Raw genomic sequence first — 16924 nt, 5'->3', positions numbered from 1 at the left:
TTTGATATCGGTGCCGTAACCCGTGTCGTCCGACAGCGCCGGCGGGCGGGTTGTCCTTAACCATGAATTGCTCCGGTGGCGTGAAGCCGCCAGGGCCTGATTGATCGAACTCGAGGTTGCCATGAGTCATAAATCCGACGTGCGTCAGCGCGTGTTCCGCGACCTGCGCCAGGTCGCTTTCCCCGACAGCCGCTTTCATTTCGACTTCGGCGAGTTCATCGCTGACTTCCAGCAGCGCGAGGCGGCGACCGAGCGCCTGGTGGCCCACCGCTTCTACCAGGAAGCGAAGGTCATCTTCATCACGCCGGACAACTGCCTGGAAGAGCTGCGTCATCGGGCGCTCAAAGATGGCAAGCAGGTGCTGATGACCACTTATTCGATCAAGCGCGGCTTTTGGCTACTCGATCCCGCCGAGATTCCCGAGGACATGTACCTCTATGCCGCCACGCTGGACGGCATGGAGCGCATGGGCCGGGCGGTCACCCTGGCCGAGATTCGCCAGATGCCGAAAACCGACTTCATGGTCACCGGCACCGGCGCGATCAACGAGGCGGGCATCCGTTTCGGCAAGGGACACGGCTTCTTCGATGCCGAGTGGGGCATGCTGTTCCGCATCGGCAACATCGACGTCAACACGCCTTCCGCGGCGCTTGTCCACGACTGCCAGGTACTGGCCGAAGAGCTGCGTCCGGAGGTGTTCGACACGGTGTCGGACGTCATCTTCACGCCGACCCGCACGATCGAAGTCAGTGCGCCGCACAAGCCGACCGTGGGGATCGTCTGGGAACTGCTCGACCAGCAGATGTACGACACCATTCCGCCGCTGCAGGAGCTCTGCCGGATGGAAGCTCTGGGCGATCTTTGAGCCTCGAAGCGCGTCGCCGCCATGGCGACGCGCCTTGCTTTTCTTGGCTGTATCCCGCTTGGCTACTCCCGTTCCACGGCCAGCTTTTTCTGATCCCGCCCGTCTGGCGAGCGTTGGCATCGATGCCCAGGTTGACGATGGGCGCTCGTATTCTTGTTGCCGGTCGCCGGCTTGTCTCGCCGCTTATATCTCTCGATAAAGCTTGCCGCCTTCGCGCTGGAAGCGCTGCGCCTGCGTCTTCAATCCTTCGTTTTTCTCGGTAGACGCTGACGTGCCGAAGCGCTCGCGCACTTCCTGGGTGATCTTCATCGAGCAGAACTTGGGCCCGCACATCGAACAGAAGTGGGCGACCTTGGCCGAGTCCTTGGGAAGCGTCTCGTCGTGATAGGCGCGTGCGGTATCCGGGTCGAGGCCGAGATTGAACTGATCCTCCCAGCGGAATTCGAAGCGCGCTTTCGATAGCGCGTTGTCGCGGCGCTGCGCGCCCGGGTGGCCCTTGGCCAGATCGGCGGCGTGGGCGGCGATCTTGTAGGTGATGATGCCGGTCTTGACGTCATCCTTGTTGGGCAGGCCCAGATGCTCCTTCGGCGTGACGTAACAGAGCATGGCGCAGCCGTACCAGCCGATCTGCGCCGCGCCGATGCCGGAGGTGATGTGGTCGTAGCCCGGGGCGATATCGGTGGTCAGCGGGCCGAGGGTATAGAAGGGCGCTTCGTCGCAGCATTCGAGCTGCTTGTCCATGTTCTCCTTGATCAGTTGCATCGGCACGTGGCCGGGACCTTCGATCATCACCTGAACGTCATGCTTCCACGCAATCTGCGTCAGCTCGCCCAGTGTCTCGAGCTCGGCGAACTGCGCGGCGTCGTTGGCGTCGGCGATCGAGCCGGGGCGCAGACCGTCGCCCAGCGAAAACGAGACGTCGTAGGCCTTCATGATCTCGCAGATCTCTTCGAAATGCGTGTAGAGGAAGCTCTCTTCGTGATGCGCCAGGCACCACTTGGCCATGATCGAGCCGCCGCGGGAAACGATGCCGGTGACGCGGTCGGCGGTCATCGGCACGTGATGCAGGCGCACGCCAGCGTGGATGGTGAAGTAATCCACACCCTGTTCGGCCTGCTCGATCAGGGTGTCGCGAAATATCTCCCACGTCAGGTTCTCGGCTACGCCGTCGACCTTCTCCAGCGCCTGGTAGAGCGGCACCGTGCCGATCGGCACCGGCGAGTTGCGGATGATCCATTCGCGGGTCTCGTGGATGTTCTGGCCGGTGGAGAGATCCATGATCGTATCCGCGCCCCAGCGGATGCCCCAGGTCATCTTGTCGACCTCCTCCTCGATCGAGGAGGTCACCGCCGAGTTGCCGAGATTGCCGTTGATCTTCACCAGGAAGTTGCGCCCGATGATCATCGGCTCGCACTCGGGGTGGTTGATGTTGGCGGGGATGATCGCGCGCCCGCGGGCGACCTCATCACGCACGAACTCCGGCGTGATCTCGTCGGGCAGATTGGCACCGAAGGACTCGCCCGGATGCTGATGCGAGAGCATGGGATCGCTGTCGGCGGCTTGATCGGCCCGTCGTCGCTGATTCTCGCGGATGGCGATGAACTCCATCTCGGGGGTAACGAGGCCGCGGCGGGCATAGTGAAGCTGGGTCACATTGGCGCCCTGGCCTTCTTTTGTCATGCGCGCCCGCCGCGGCGTACGCTGAAGCTGGAAGCGCAGGGTCGACAGGCGCATGTCCTCGGCGTGTAGCCGGCCATAGTTCGACGTGGGGCCATCGAGCCACTCGGTATCGTCGCGCGCGTCGATCCAGGCGCGGCGCAGCGCCGGCAGGCCGCGGCGAATGTCGATCTCGGCGTCCGGGTCGGTGTAGGGGCCGGAGGTGTCATAGACGGTGAGCAGTGCGTTGGGCTCGGGTCCGTCCTTCGTCTGAGTCGGCGATAGCGCGATCTCGCGCATGGGAACACGGATGTCCGGACGTGAGCCTTCGACATAAATCTTCGTCGAGGCGGGTAGCGGGGCGATGGCGGCGCTGTCGACGCGCGCGGTCTCGGAGAGAAACTGAGGGGATTTCATAGGGCGTGCCTCTGGCGTGACGTGGATGTCAGGCCGGCGCACAGCGCAGGAGGGGAGAATCGGCTCGGCGAGCAGGTGGCATGACGACGAGCGCTCCGCTTGATCCCTACGCCGGTACTAGCCGGATCAGGTTCGTCGGGACCCGTCGTGGCGCAGTCTTGGTCAGATAGCGCAGGACGATCTCAGCCGGTTCCACCGGCACCCCGTCAAGCTGGCAAATGATTGCCGTCGCCAGTGTCTGTCGTGGTCGGGCGATGGGTCAAGCTGATTTCGCCGCTGTCGGCGGCTCGTCATGGGCGGGGATCGAGGGCATCGCTACCGGCAATGACCGACTGGACCTGTTCGATGAAGTTCGTGGCCTGCGGCGAGAGCTGGCGACGGGCGTGGGTCAGCCAGACTTCGGAGACCGCGTCCGCGTCGCTGAGCGGGAGATAGCGCACATTGTCGATCTGGATATGGCGAAACGAGGCCGGCAGCAGCGAGACCCCGAGGCCGCTGGCGACCAGGCTGATGATCGTGTTCGGCCCGCCGACTTCCTGCACCACGTTGGGGGTCAGCCCGCGACGCGCGAACAGGACCTGAAACTGCTCGAGCAGGCCGGTGCCCGCGGCGGGGGAGAAGTAGACGAAGGGCTGGTTGGCCAGTGCCTCCAGCGACAGCGGTGTCTCCTCGCGGGCGAGGGCGTCCTGCGCGTTGACCACGGCGACCAGCGGCTCGCGAATCAGAGTGAAGGCCTCCAGCGCCTCGGGCAGGGTGGCCGGGCGCATGATGCCGATATCGAGCTCGTTCTCCAGCAGCGGCGTGATCTGGCGCTGACTGTTGAGCTCGTGCATGCGCAGATCGACTTCCGGGAAGCGCTGACGGTAGCCCATCAGGGCACGGGGCAGGGTTGCGGTCAGGGGGACCGAGGTGGTGAACCCGATGCGCAGCTGGCCAGTCTCGCCCCGCCCCAGGCGCGTGACACGGCGCGAGGCGCGTTCGGTGCGCTGAAGGATCTCTCGCGCTTCGGCGAGAAAGAGCGCGCCAGCGTCAGTCAGTTCGACCCGGCGGTTGGTGCGCAGAAAGAGCGGTGTTTCCAGCTCTGCCTCGAGTGACCGGATCTGTTGACTGAGCGGCGGTTGCGAGATGCCGAGACGGGCAGCGGCGCGGCCGAAGTGCAGCTCCTCGGCCACCGCCACGAAGTAGCGTAGGTAGCGAAGTTCCATAATCAGTCGCAAAAGCTATCAAAGACGACGAATAATATATTAGAAGCCAGTATTCGTCCGGCGTAACCTGTTCGCCACCTTGGCTCTGTTCCTTTTATTCCATTGTCGGCGTGCGCCAGCCGTGCACGTTGCGCCCTGTCATCGGGAGAATCGGGTTGCCCCGTCGCAAGATCTCGTCCACATCCGCTGTTTCAGAAAGCACGTCATCATCCGCCTCCGCGCTGGCCAATACCGAGCGTTGCTCCGGCGACATCGAATCTGGAGACAAAGGATATATCGAGCGCGGCCAGCGCGGCTATCTGCCGACCATGCTGGCGCTTTTCCTCGGTGCCTTCTCGACCTTCGTCCTGCTCTACTGTGTCCAGCCGCTCATGCCGATCCTCTCGCAAGCGTTCGGTATCGACGCCGCGACAAGCTCGCTGTCGCTGTCGGTGGCGACCGGCATGCTGGCGCTGGGGCTCTTGATCACGGGACCGATCTCGGATGCGTTGGGGCGAAAGTCGGTAATGACCGTGGCGCTGCTGGCGGCCGCGGTCTTCAGTTTGCTGGCCGCGGTCATGCCGAACTGGAGCGGCATCCTGATCATGCGCGCGCTGGTCGGGCTCTCGCTCTCCGGGCTCTGTGCCGTGGCGATGACCTACCTCAACGAAGAGATTCATCCTAACTATGTCGGCCTGTCGATGGGGCTCTACATCAGCGGTAGCTCGATCGGCGGGATGAGTGGGCGACTGATCAGTGGCGTGATGGTGGACTTCGCGCCCTGGCGCTGGACCCTGGCGACGATCGGGGTCGTGTCGTTGGTGGCGGCCTTTCTGTTCATGCGCTGGCTACCACCCTCTCGGCATTTCACGCCGCGGCCGCTCAACTGGCGCAACGTGCTGTCCGGCTTCAAGGTCCATTTTGGCGATCGCGGCCTGCCGTTCTTGTTCCTCGAAGCGTTCCTGCTGATGGGCAGCTTCGTTACGCTTTACAACTACATCGCCTATCGCCTGCTGGCGGAACCCTACGGGGTCAGTCAGGCGCTGGTCGGTGTATTGTCGATCGCCTACCTCTCGGGAACCTACAGCTCAGCCTGGGCGGGGTCTCTGGCGGATCGTCTCGGCCGGCAGCGTATTTTCTGGCGGTTCGTGGTGATGATGCTGGTGGGGCTCGCCATCACGCTGTTTTCGCCGGTCAGCGTGATTTTGATCGGGATGCTGATCTTTACCTTCGGGTTCTTTGCCGCGCACTCGCTGGCCAGCGGCTGGGTCGGCCAGCGTGCCACGCAGGCGCGTGGGCAGGCCTCGTCGCTCTATCTGTTCAGCTATTATCTCGGTTCCAGTCTTGCCGGTACCCTGGGCGGGGCCTTCTGGTACTGGGCCAGCTGGAACGGGGTCGCCGGCTTCATCGCCGTGCTCCTGCTGCTTGCCCTGGCGATCGGCGGGCTGCATCTCCGGCGACTGGCCTGAGGCAACGGGGGAGCCCATCGGGCTTGAGCCGCGTACAGGCCGAACGCTTGTGCTCGGGAGTAAAACGTCAAAAGGCCACCGATCTTTCGATCGACGGCCTTTTCGTTTCTCGACGCCCGGCTTGCCAAAGGGTAAAGCCCGGGCAGCGCGAGTCGTACTTACTTCGCGAACAGCTGGCTCATGTCCTTGAACGCCTTGAACTCCAGGGCGTTGCCGCACGGGTCGAGCAGGAACATGGTGGCCTGTTCACCGACTTCGCCCTTGAAGCGAACGTACGGCTCGATCACGAATTCGGTGCCGAAGCCGTTCAGACGCTCGGCCAAGGCTTCCCACTCCGGCCAGCTCAGCACGATACCGAAGTGCGGTACCGGCACGTCGTGGCCGTCGACCGGATTGGTGTGGGCGTTTTCCTGCGCCGCCGTTTTCGGATGCTCGTGGATCACCAGCTGGTGGCCGTAAAAGTCGAAGTCGACCCATTGGGCGCTGGAGCGGCCTTCGCTCAGACCGAAGGTCTCGCCGTAGAACTTGCGGGCTGCCGGCAGATCGTGGACCGGAATCGCGAGGTGGAACGGTGACAGTGCCATGGGGGTTCTCCTGTGTTGTCATGGGCATCGAATGCGTTATCAGTATCGCATCGGGCCTTGTCGCCGAGAGATCGAAAGGTCTCTCGGCGTCGTCAGCGCATTCTGTCTGCGAATAACTTTGATGAAAAGCGCATAATGTTGCTGTCTGATATTAAAATAAATGGATTCATCGTAGTGGTCTTTCCTTCATGTTGAGAGAGCTCAAGACCTTTCTCGCCGTGGTGCGCCACGGCACCTTCTCTGCGGCCGGCGCGGCGGTAGGGCTGACGCAATCTGCGGTCAGCACGCAGATTCGCAATCTCGAAGCCGACATCGGCGAACCCCTGTTCGAGCGGACCGGGCGCGCGGTCAAGCTGAATGCGGCTGGGCGGCGTCTGTTGCCCCAGGCCAACGAGATGCTGGCGCTGGCCGAACGTATTCGTCACCCCTCGGCCGAGGGGCCCAGCGGCGAGTGGCATCTGGGGGCCATTGCCAGCCTGCAGAGCGGTCGTCTGCCGGCGTTGCTGCAAACGTTGGCCGACGAGGCGCCAGGGGTGATGACCCGCGTCGTTCCCGGCGTCTCGCTGGCGCTGCTCGATCAGGTCGACAAGGGCGACTTGGACATGGCGTTGATCGTGCGGCCGCCGTTCGATCTACCGGGCGATCTGCATACGCGAGTGATTGCCCGCGAACCCTTCGTGCTGATCGCGCCGCTAGCGAGCCGCGGCGTCACGCTGCGCGAGCTGCTTGCCGATCATCCGCTGGTGCTCTACGACCGGGGTTCTTTCGGGGGGCGCCAGGTTGTGCGTTATCTGGAGCGCCAGCGGTTGCGCCCGGACATTCGTCTGGAACTGGACGAGATTGACGCCATCGCCCGGATGGTGGAGCAGGGGCTCGGCGTAGCGCTTATTCCGATGACTGGCCTGTGGCAGCGCCAGCGGCCGCTACCCTTGAGGGTGTTGCCGCTGGAAGAGGAAGAGTTCTACCGAGAGCTGGTCATGGTCTCGCGGCTTCCGCCCGCACAGTCGCCGCTAGTGGCGATCATTGAACGCGAACTCCTGCGTCTGATGGAAGCGATGCCCTAAGCTTCGCGCTAGGTCTCTCGGCAGATAGCGATGACCGGGAAAGGCGATGTCAGCTCAAGGGCTTTCATCGACCGCGTGAAACGATTGGCGCCAAACAATTCGCTCTTCATCCTGCGGCAAGACGCCTAGGCTGGGGGCAACGAAATTGAGGAGTCTTGCCATGTCCGCTGTCGATATTCCTACTGCGCCGCGCCGGATCGTGGCGCTTCACTCAGCCATTCGTGACGATATCGGCGATCTCGTCACACGTCGGCCGCTACCCGGGGCGCGCCTGTCGCAGCTCGATCCCTTCCTGTTTCTCAACCACCATGGTCCGCAGGTCTATCCGGCCAATAATCGCGGGCTGCCGTTTGGGCCGCATCCGCATCGTGGCTTCGAGACGGTCACCTTCATTCTCGAAGGATCGCTCGCGCACGCCGACAGCGCCGATCACCAGAGCGTGATCTACGCCGGTGGGGTGCAGTGGATGACCGCCGGCAGCGGCATCGTTCACGCCGAGGTCTCGCCGGCTGAGTTTCTGCGTGACGGCGGCCCACTGGAAATTCTGCAGCTGTGGATCAATCTGCCCGCCGCGCTGAAGATGAGCGAGCCGCGTTATATCGGTCTGCAGCGAGAGGGAATACCGGCGCTCGCCTTGCCGGGCGGTGGTGAGCTCAACCTTGTCGCCGGGGCCTTCGCAGGGCGTACAGGGCCGATCGAGACGTTGACCGACGTCTTTCTGTCGACGGTCACCCTGCCGCGGGGTGCCGACGTCACGTTGCCGGTCTCGCCCGGCCGGCAGCTCTTTCTCTATGTGGTCGAAGGAGAGATCGACGTGGCGGGCCGGCCGGCGTGCGCGCACCAGCTTGTGGAACTGGACCGGGAGGGAGACAGTCTGGCGATGGCCGCTACGGCCGATGCGCGCCTGATTGTCGGTCACGCCGAGGTGATCGGCGAACCGACAGTCTCCCATGGGCCCTTCGTCATGAACACGCGCGAGGAGATCGAGCAGGCGGTCGACGACTACCGGGCCGGGCGCTTCGGCGGGCTGGCACAGTAGTCGCCAGCGTCATCGGCCAGCCGCAGGAGGTGATTGACGAGGCGCCGGATGGCGCGTGGCGTCTCGCAGACTGACTGGTCAACGCTTGCTGTAGAGCCGCTTCTCCCGGTAGCCCGGCAGCTTGTCGCGCTCGAGTTCGGTTTTCTTCCAGCGTTTGTATTCCCACTGGTACTGCGCCGGGTCGAGTGCGATGGCGGATTCGACGCAGGCGTTGACCCCAGCGGCGGAGACCGTTTCGTCGGTATCGTAGACGCGCGCGTCGGCGGCGAGGAAGTGGATGGCGAAGCCGCGACCCGCTGGCAGACGGCGGGCGACACCGGTCACCACCCGTGCCTGCGTTCGCGCCACCAGCTTGGGCAGCAACGTGGCGGTGTAAGCGGGGCGCCCGAAGAAGTCGGCGAAGGCGCCGCTGCCCCAGGCTGGCTCCTGGTCGGGCAGGATACCGACCGCCTCGGCGCGCTTGAGCGCCTTGAGCAGCGCCGCGACGCCGCGAGGGTTGGTGGGTACCAGCTCGGCGCCCATGCGTTCGCGACCGTGACGAATGACCGGATCGAGTCGAGCCATTTTCGGTGGTTCGTACATGGCGGTGAAGGGGAAGTGGCTCGAGAGCCAGAAATTGAGCACTTCCCAGTTGCCGAAGTGCGGCGCCAGCACGATGACGCCGCGATTCTCGGCGCGAGCCTCGTCGAGCAACTCGCGGCCGTGAACTTCGACAATGGCGGCTTCCACCCGCCGTGGCTCGCCAATCCAGGCAAGTCCCAGCTCGAACATGGTCGCGGCGGAATGATGCAGGCTCTCGCGGATGCGCTGTCGCCGACGCTCGCTGTCATCGTCCGGGTAGGCAACCTCGAGATTGCGTCGGGTCACGTGGCGCTCGCGGCGGGAGAGTGCATAGAGCGCCCGGCTGGCGATACCAGCCAGTGACCATAGCGTCTTCAACCGACAGTGGGAGAGCAGGCGCCAAAGGGCGTGAATGGCTCGGGCTTGCAGACTTTCGATCATCCGTTTCTCTTCGGGTCGCGGGGTATCGGCGGCCGGCGGGCTACCACAGCCAGCTGTCGACGTTATCGGGAGCGCGGCGTTCCTGCAGTGCCTTGAACCCCTTGACGCAGCGTACGATCAGCCAGATCGCCTGCAGGGCCATCAGCACGAAGCCGACCAGTACGAAGGCCAGGACCCAGCTGATCATGGCGTAGAGCAGGCCGATCCAGAAAGTGCGGATATGATAGCGGTAGTGCTCGTCCAGCCAGCGCGGTCCGTTACCGCGGTAGACGTAGGCGATGACCACGCCGATCAGCGGCGTGAGGCCGGTGACGAAGACGCCCAGTAGCAGCGCGTAGACGATCAGTGCCAGCGTGGTGTCAGGGCGGCGGGCACCGGTATCGGATTCGGCGACGACGTTGTCGACCGTGGAAGACATGGCACTCCTCTCGTCGGCATGTCGGTGGATGTCCGCATTTTGCCGTCACGAGCGCTCGGGTGCCAGTCCGGTTGTCGATGGGGTTCCCCGGGATCGGGCCGTCAGACGTGTCATTCGATGATCAGATTGTCTCGCCGCATTTTGGCCGGTGTCTCGACGAGCGGATCGCGGCCGCCGCGTAGGATCGAATTGCCCTCGAACAGCGTTCGCTGATCGATCGGCGGGGGATTCAGCCAGTCGGTGGCGTGCATCTGGCCGCTCTTGCCATAGACCTCGAGCGCGTTGGCGTAGGTGACCTGGCGTACTACCGCGGCGTCGATGCCGCTCTCCAGCGCGAGCCTCGCCGTCTTGGCTACACCGAGACAGTCGGATATGCCCCAGTCGCAGGCGCTGTCGACAAGGATACGTTCGCCGCCGTACTGCCTGAGCAGCGCCACCATGCGGGCGTTGCCCATCTTGGTCGAGGGGTAGATGGAGAAGCCGGCCCAATAGCCGCGGTCGAGGGTTTCGCGGACTGTCTCCTCGTTGTTGTGATCAATCACCACCCACGACGGATCCAGCCCCATCTCTTCGCAGACATCCATCGAACGCGAGGTGCCGCGTTTCTTGTCGCGATGAGGCGTGTGCACCATGACCGGTAATTCGAGCTCCTTGGCCAGCGTCAATTGGGCGCGGAAGTACTTGTCCTCGAGCGGTGTCTGCTCGTCGTAGCCGATCTCGCCGATGGCGACGACACCCTCCTTCAGGGCGAATCGCGGCAGCCACTCCATGACGCCTTCAGCGAGCGCTTCGTTGTTGGCCTCCTTCGAGTTGAGGCCGATGGTGCAGTAGTGGCGAATCCCGAATTGCCCGGCGCGAAAGCGCTCCCAACCGACCAGCGACGAGAGGTAGTCAACGTAGGTGCCGACGAAGGTACGCGGCTGGCCGACCCAGAAGGCAGGCTCGATCAGGGCGACGACGCCGGCGGCGGCCATCGCTTCGTAGTCGTCGGTCGTGCGCGAGACCATGTGGGCGTGTGGGTCGATGAACATGTCAGGCTACCTCGTCACAGGTCAGGTGGTTCCAATCGATCTCGCCGTGGATCGCGCGCCTCCGCATCTCGGGCACGCGGTCGAGCAGCTCTCGGGTCTCGGGCGTATCGACCGCCATCATCAGCGCCAACGTGGCGGCGGCTCGCTCGTCAGGTGCACCGGCCAGGGCATCGGCCAGGGCGGCGTAGGCGCCCACGTCCTGGGCGAAGGGGCCGATGCAGCGCCACAGCTCCGGATCGATGGCGCGCCCCGCGGCCTCTCGCTCCTTCACATGATCGAGCAGGATACCGGCCAGTTCGACGTTGGCACGCGCCTCGAGGCCGACAATCGGACCAAGGCGGCTGCCGATGAACAACGCCTTGAGCACCATATGATTGAAACGATGATCGTCGAAATGATCCTGCGGATAGGGGTTGGCGTGGGCGATCGCCTCGAAGACCCCGTGCATGTTGGAGCGCAGACCTTCACCGACTTCGAAGGAAAGGGTCTCTGGCGCCGGGTAGAGCGGCAAACCGCGATAGAGCGTGATCAGTTCACGCGCATCGGCGGTTCTCACCAGGTCGCGGAATATGGCGCTGAAATCACGTTCACCTTGAAAGGCGAGCAAGCCGGCGACTCTGGCCGCGCCGTCGAGACTCCAACCGGATGGATTCCAGCCGCGCCGCGCCTGCGCCGCGCGAGCCAAGTCCGCCGACGTCAGTGTCAGATCGGCTCGGCCGAGTCGCCGCGGCACCCAGCCCAGAAAACGGTGCAGGGTCGATTCTGCGGCGCCGCCTTCTGCCAGGATCGATAGTTCGCGCTCGAACCAGGCCGTCTGCTCGCCGGCCTGACGCGCGACCCACTCGTGGAGCAACTCCAGGGGGGAGACGGCCATCTTGTCATCCTTTGGTCGTGTGACATGCCGTTACTGTATCGGGCATGTCAGCCTGCGCCCAAGATCATTTATCTGGCGAAACGACGCTGAATATCGAGCGCAAAACTGATGATATCCAGGATCATTTTCCCCATCTCTTGCCGGCGTCAATCCATGGGTTTGGTCACGCTGATGTCGTAAAAAATACCGCTTGAGACAAAGCCGATTGATTTGAGCGAGGGCCACCTGATAAGCAACCGGTAGCCGCTATTGATTTCTTATCTTATGGATTCCATGCGCGAGAGCAGACTGCGCCGGACAGGATTGACGACATGAACGATACGCTGGTGATTCTGGTGGTGGGGTTGACGCCACGACTGGTCGGCGAGCATACGCCACATCTGCAACGGCTCGCGGCGCGCGGTGGGCTACGCCCGCTGCAGACGGTGACGCCGGCAGTCACCTGCAGCGCCCAGGCGACGCTCCTGACCGGGCTGCCGCCGGGCGAACACGGTGCGGTGGCCAACGGCTGGTATTTTCGCGATCTGTCGGAAATCTGGTTCTGGCGGCAGTCTAACCGGCTGGTCGCCGGCGAGAAGATCTGGGAAGCCGGCAGGGCTCGCAACCCGGACTTTACCTGCGCCAAGCTGTTCTGGTGGTACAATATGTATTCCACCGCCGACTGGAGTGCGACTCCGCGCCCGATGTATCCCGCCGACGGACGCAAGCTGCCGGATCACTACACCTTTCCGGCCGATCTTCACGATGAACTCGATCAGAAACTCGGCACCTTTCCGCTGTTCACCTTCTGGGGGCCGATGGCGGATATTTCCTCGAGTCGCTGGATCAGCGATGCCACGCGTCACGTCATGACGACCCGCCAGCCAACCTTGACGCTGACCTATCTGCCGCATCTCGACTACAACTTGCAGCGGCTCGGTCCCGACCTCTCCCAGCCGGCGCTGCAGGCGGATCTGCGCGCCGTCGATGCGCTCTGTGGCGAGTTGATCGAACAGGCCGAGCGGGAAAATCGTCGGGTGGTCGTCGTGTCGGAGTATGGCATCACGCCGGTCAGTGACGCCGTGCCCATCAATCGTGTGCTGCGCGAGGCGGGATGGATTGCGGTCCGCCGCGAGCAGGCGCGCGAACAGCTGGACCCGGGAGCGTCGCGCGCCTTCGCGGTTGCCGATCATCAGGTCGCGCACGTCTACGTTCGGGAGCCGGCGGATATCGATGCGGTGCGCACGCTGCTCGAGGGGCTGGATGGCGTCGAAGCGGTCTGGGGCGCTGCCGAGAAACAAACGCAGGGTCTCGATCATCCCAATGCGGGGGAATTGGTCGCGATCAGCGAACCGGATCGCTGGTTCAGCTACTACTACTGGCTGGATGACGCGCGGGCACCGGACTACGCGCGGACGGTCGATATTCACCGCAAGCCGGGATACGACCCGGTCGAACTGTTCTTCGATCCGGCGTTAAAGGCACCTCGACTCTCCGCTGGCTGGCGGCTCGCGAAGCGCAAGCTGGGCATGCGTCAGCTGCTGGATGTGATCTCGCTGAAGGAGACCTCGCTGGTGCGAGGCGCCCACGGACGGGTGACCGACGATCCCGATGATGGCCCGCTGGTGATCTCCTCCGAGGCCGATCTGCTGCCGCCGGGTCAGATCGCGGCCACCGACTTCAAGGCGCTGGTGCTGGCACACGTGTTCGGCTCGAGTGGGGCGGGCGGTGGTCATTCAGCGGAGACCGACGAATATCGCCAAGCGATGCCGTCCCCTTGAGGTGTGGGCCCCTTGGGGTGCCTCGATGGTGGGGCGCCTCGATGGCGCCCCAGGGGTAGCAAGCCCGCCAGAGAAACGTTATCGGGCGAGATCTACGTACCGGAGGTAACGCGCTGCAGTGCCAGTGTGGCAAGAAAGGCCAGGGCGGCGGCCAACGCGGCCAGCAGTGCGCCTGCTGAGGCCATCAGCGTGGCATCGTAAAGCGAGATCGCCGCGATCAGCCCGACCACGGCCCGTGGCACGTCACCGGGGCTGCGACGGAATAGCAGCGATAGGCACCGGCCGCACCAAGCGAGATAGGCGATCCCCAGACCCAATGCGAGCAGTGAGGGGGCCGGGCCGTTCAGCGTCGTGACGAACATGACGCCAACCGGGACGGCGAGCACGACCAGTGGCCAGGCGGCGCCGATGCGGTCGTAGGCCTCCTGACGGGCGGCGTAGGTCAGCCCGACGACATGGCACGCCAGACCGAAGGCGCCGGCCAGCAGGGCACTACCGACGCTGCCTGTCAGCGCGAAGGCGGCGGCCAGATAGGTCAGCAGCCGGCAGGCGCCCATCAGCAGGGGGCTCCAGCCGATACGCTTGTGCCAGCCATCGTAGCCGATGATGGCGGCGACCAGGGCCAGCCCCGTCACGCCGGCTGCCAGGTTGGTTAGAAACAGCGCCAGTGCCCCGACGACAAGCATGAGGCTGCCCAGCAGCGTGACGGTGAGACGGCCGACATCGCCGCGGGGGATGGGGCGGTCGGCGCGCTCGCGGGCGTCGATCTCGGCATCGCAGGCATCGTTGAGGTACATGCCGCCGAGATAGAAGAGGGTCAACGATACCAGCGCGATGGCCGTATTCGTCTGCCACGGTGATGCCCCCACCAGCACGGCACCGGCCAGCACGTTGCTCCAGACCGTCGGCAGGTTGGAGACGCGGCCCAGCTCCAGCCAGAGGGGGGCTTTCAGTCCAGCTGTTGCCGGACCCAGGTCAGCTCGCGTGCGACGGCGGCGTCCACGCTCTCGCTGCGGAGCGCTTCCGGTAATACCTGCCATGTGTAGGTCTCCACTTCCAGGCACGCTGAAATCGGCTGTTCACGGTGCAAGGCGAGCACGTCGCGCAGGAACGGCTGGGTCGTCTCGAACGGCGGAACGCGGTCGACGAAGATCGGTACGTGGAAATGCACACGCCACTCTTCACCATCCTGACGCGCGTCATCCGCCAGCGCTTCGGGGAGGTCGGCGTAGCGGACCAGCCCTTCGGCGCCAGTGGCGACGACCTGATGCAGGTAGGTTCGTTCGCAGAACGGTGCGAGTGCCTGGCGAGCGGCCGCGTCGAGGGCCGGCACGCGTAACGCGGCGCTTAGCTGGAGCTTGTGAATCGGGATGCCGGCCTGTCGCAGTGCCGCGATACTAGAGGCCGGGTTCTCGAACTCCACCGCAGCATGGCAAACGTCGTAGCAGATGCCGAGATGACGTGGCAACGCGAGGCGTGCCTCTGACGGCGGCATCCCGGTGAGCTCGCCGAGGCGAGCGGCTGCGTCGTCCGAGAAGAGATGCGTCTCGAAGAAGGCGATCGTTTCGGCAACGGTTTCCAGAAAGCAGCATGGCTCCGGCTCCAACGCGATCGCGATGCTGACACCCGTGCGCGTGGCGAGCTCGACGCAGTGTGCGGCGGCCTTGAGCAGATTGTCGGCCATCTCCGCCTCCGCGCCCTCGGCCAGCGGCTGGAAGGTTCCCGGCACCGTGCTCAGGCTGAGTCGGTCGCCGGCGGCCGCCAGCTCGCTCATCAGGTCGGCCAGCCAGCAGGTGTAGTCGAGCCGGGCGCGCTGTCTCCAGTCCGGCTGATAGACGTTCTGCTTGACCGGCACGCCGTGAAACGGCCCGAAGGGGAAGCCGTTCATGGTCACCACGCGGTAATCCTCGCGGGCCAGAATCTCCTTGAGCTCGGCGCGGGCATCCGGCGCACGCAGCTCCTCGAGCGCCTGTGCCGACACGCGCAGACCGACGCCGAAGGGCCGATCCGGACAGACGCGTGCCTTGACCTGCTTGACCGGTCCCAACAGCGCTTCGCGCACGGCCTCCCATGTTTGCGTCGGGTGGATGTTCAGGCAGTAGGTCAACTGACCGAGATCGTCACGCAGCTGCATGGCCCTGTACCTCCTCGCGTAACCAGTGGATGGCCTCGAGCATCAGCGGCTCGTCGATGTCGTGCACATCGGTGCCGCGCCCGAGACCGCCCAGCAGCGTGATGGTGAGCTCGCCACCCAGATGCTCGCGAAATTCGCGCAGTCCCTCGAGGATGGCGGGATGGCCGTCGTGGCCGATCTCCAGCAACTGCTCGTGAAAGGTCGGCAGGCCCAGCCGTTGCAGCAGCCACACCACGCGCCACTCGGCGCCCGCCGGCAGCAGACCGGCCAGCACTGAATAGCGGGCATCGAGTGCGATGCCGATTGCCACGGCATCGCCATGGCCAACGGCGTGGTGGGTCAGCGCCTCGAGCTTGTGCGCCGCCCAGTGGCCGTAATCGAGCGGTCGCGAAGAGCCCAGTTCGAAGGGGTCGCCGCCGTGAGCGATCTGACGCATGTGCAGCGCTGCGCTGCGCCGGATCATCGTCTCCTCGGCGCGCGGGTCGAAGACCGCTAGCTGATCGGCATGGGATTCGAGCCAGTCGAAGAAGTCTCCGTCGCGAATCAGCGCCACCTTGATGGCCTCCGAGATGCCGGCGAGGCGATCGCGGCGTGACAGCGTATCCAGAAAGTCGAAATCATTGAGTACGGCCCAGGGCGGCGCAAAGGTACCGACGAAATTCTTGGTGCCTTGGAAGTTGACCGCATTCTTCACACCGACGCCGCTGTCGTTCTGCGATAGCACCGTGGTCGGCAATCGGATCAGGCGGATGCCGCGGTGGCCGATCGCCGTTGCCAGGCCAACGGCGTCCAGCATGGCGCCGCCGCCGATGGCGAGCACGAACGCGTGGCGGTCGACGCCGTGTCGACGAATGTCCTCGAGCACGCCGCGGAGGCCGTCGAGCTGATTCTTGAGCGTTTCGCCGCCAGCGACGGTGATCGGCGGATGCAGCAGCGTCAGGCGGTCGGCATGGGCGGCAAAGTATTGGGCGACCCGCACGTCGAGATCGGGCCAGGTCGACGCGACGCCGGCATCGACGTAGACCAGGCAGCGGTGGCTGCCGTTGGGGTCGCGACGCGAGACCAGCTCCGCCAGCAGCGGGTTATCAGGGGAGAAGACCTCGCGCGTGAAGGCCACGGGGTAGTCGAAGGGCACCGAGAAGTGCTGCCAGTGAATGTCCGCCTGGGGCACGTGGGGTGCCGATCCACGGTCGGCGGCACGCGGCGACGAGGTCGCTCGTGCCTCGATGGCGGCATCGCCATCGATCGAGAAAGAGACTGCTGGCCGGTTCATGGGCATCGCCTGCGTAGGAAGTCGAGAAGCCGCGTGGCGAGCCGGAAGGTTGTCGGTTCGGTCCCGCCAAGGTCTCGACTAGCTTCGACGTTTGTTCAGGCAGGCGACAAGAATGGTTCTTCTGCTACGAATCATGAGCCGCTTGTCGGTCGCA

15 protein-coding genes and 1 riboswitch are annotated in these 16924 nt (G+C 64.4%); of the genes, 5 read left to right on the top strand and 10 right to left on the bottom strand.

Annotation, left to right across the window (positions count from 1 at the left end):
- Nucleotides 1-121 precede the first annotated feature (121 nt).
- Entirely contained in the window at nt 122-865 is a 744-nt protein-coding gene (locus MC381_RS16740; RefSeq protein ID WP_251978899.1) for a 5-formyltetrahydrofolate cyclo-ligase, read from the top strand.
- Between the two features lie 183 nt (nt 866-1048).
- On the opposite strand, the gene thiC is transcribed toward MC381_RS16740, so the two are convergent.
- Complete coding sequence (gene thiC, locus MC381_RS16735; protein WP_251978898.1) at nt 1049-2938, bottom strand: phosphomethylpyrimidine synthase ThiC; 1890 nt, start codon at nt 2936-2938, stop codon at nt 1049-1051.
- An 86-nt stretch (nt 2939-3024) separates the two neighbouring features.
- Nucleotides 3025-3154: riboswitch (TPP riboswitch) on the bottom strand.
- Nucleotides 3155-3228: 74 nt separating this feature from the next.
- Entirely contained in the window at nt 3229-4143 is a 915-nt protein-coding gene (locus tag MC381_RS16730) for a LysR substrate-binding domain-containing protein (RefSeq protein ID WP_251978897.1), read from the bottom strand.
- Between the two features lie 155 nt (nt 4144-4298).
- On the opposite strand from MC381_RS16730, the gene MC381_RS16725 reads away from it, so the two are divergent.
- A complete protein-coding gene (locus MC381_RS16725; RefSeq protein WP_251978896.1) occupies nt 4299-5591 on the top strand; it encodes an MFS transporter in 1293 nt (430 codons plus the stop codon).
- A 158-nt stretch (nt 5592-5749) separates the two neighbouring features.
- Here MC381_RS16725 and MC381_RS16720 read toward each other — a convergent pair whose 3' ends face one another.
- Nucleotides 5750-6175, bottom strand: coding sequence for a VOC family protein (locus MC381_RS16720; protein ID WP_251978895.1), 426 nt, complete (start codon nt 6173-6175; stop codon nt 5750-5752).
- A gap of 188 nt (nt 6176-6363) precedes the next feature.
- Here MC381_RS16720 and MC381_RS16715 point away from each other — a divergent pair, with 188 nt between their 5' ends.
- On the top strand, nt 6364-7239 hold the full coding sequence (locus MC381_RS16715) for a LysR family transcriptional regulator (RefSeq protein ID WP_251978894.1): 876 nt from the start codon (nt 6364-6366) through the stop codon (nt 7237-7239).
- 160 nt (nt 7240-7399) lie between these two features.
- Nucleotides 7400-8278 (top strand): pirin family protein, encoded by an 879-nt coding sequence (locus MC381_RS16710; RefSeq protein ID WP_251978893.1) that lies wholly within the window; start codon nt 7400-7402, stop codon nt 8276-8278.
- Between the two features lie 78 nt (nt 8279-8356).
- Here the strand turns inward: MC381_RS16710 and MC381_RS16705 are convergent, their stop codons facing one another.
- The 4 genes from MC381_RS16705 to MC381_RS16690 all read right to left on the bottom strand — a co-directional run bounded on the left by MC381_RS16705 (nt 8357) and on the right by MC381_RS16690 (nt 11603).
- Complete coding sequence (locus tag MC381_RS16705) at nt 8357-9280, bottom strand: lysophospholipid acyltransferase family protein (RefSeq protein WP_251978892.1); 924 nt, start codon at nt 9278-9280, stop codon at nt 8357-8359.
- 40 nt (nt 9281-9320) lie between these two features.
- Nucleotides 9321-9698: a DUF4870 family protein gene (locus tag MC381_RS16700; protein ID WP_251978891.1), complete on the bottom strand. Its 378-nt coding sequence runs from the start codon at nt 9696-9698 to the stop codon at nt 9321-9323.
- A gap of 110 nt (nt 9699-9808) precedes the next feature.
- Nucleotides 9809-10729, bottom strand: coding sequence for a TatD family hydrolase (locus MC381_RS16695; RefSeq protein WP_251978890.1), 921 nt, complete (start codon nt 10727-10729; stop codon nt 9809-9811).
- A 1-nt stretch (nt 10730) separates the two neighbouring features.
- A complete protein-coding gene (locus tag MC381_RS16690; RefSeq protein WP_251978889.1) occupies nt 10731-11603 on the bottom strand; it encodes an EboA domain-containing protein in 873 nt (290 codons plus the stop codon).
- Between the two features lie 311 nt (nt 11604-11914).
- On the opposite strand from MC381_RS16690, the gene MC381_RS16685 reads away from it, so the two are divergent.
- On the top strand, nt 11915-13363 hold the full coding sequence (locus tag MC381_RS16685) for an alkaline phosphatase family protein (RefSeq protein ID WP_251978888.1): 1449 nt from the start codon (nt 11915-11917) through the stop codon (nt 13361-13363).
- A gap of 92 nt (nt 13364-13455) precedes the next feature.
- Here the strand turns inward: MC381_RS16685 and MC381_RS16680 are convergent, their stop codons facing one another.
- From MC381_RS16680 to MC381_RS16670, 3 genes are read right to left on the bottom strand one after another with little or no spacing between them, the layout of a single operon-like run.
- Entirely contained in the window at nt 13456-14403 is a 948-nt protein-coding gene (locus tag MC381_RS16680; protein ID WP_251978887.1) for a UbiA family prenyltransferase, read from the bottom strand.
- Nucleotides 14313-15497 carry a metabolite traffic protein EboE gene (gene eboE / locus MC381_RS16675; RefSeq protein ID WP_251978886.1) on the bottom strand — a complete coding sequence of 395 codons (1185 nt, stop codon included), beginning with the start codon at nt 15495-15497 and terminating at the stop codon, nt 14313-14315. The genes MC381_RS16680 and eboE overlap by 91 nt, the downstream gene beginning before the upstream one ends.
- Nucleotides 15484-16770, bottom strand: coding sequence for a 3-dehydroquinate synthase (locus tag MC381_RS16670; protein WP_251978885.1), 1287 nt, complete (start codon nt 16768-16770; stop codon nt 15484-15486). Before MC381_RS16670 ends, eboE begins: the two co-directional genes overlap by 14 nt.
- Between the last annotated feature and the right edge of the window lie 154 nt (nt 16771-16924).

Source organism: Salinicola avicenniae (assembly GCF_023736115.1).
Classification (GTDB): Bacteria; Pseudomonadota; Gammaproteobacteria; order Pseudomonadales; family Halomonadaceae; genus Salinicola; species Salinicola avicenniae.
The sequence above is the reverse complement of the archived record's forward strand: the minus strand, read 5'-3'. Positions and strand labels throughout refer to the sequence as shown.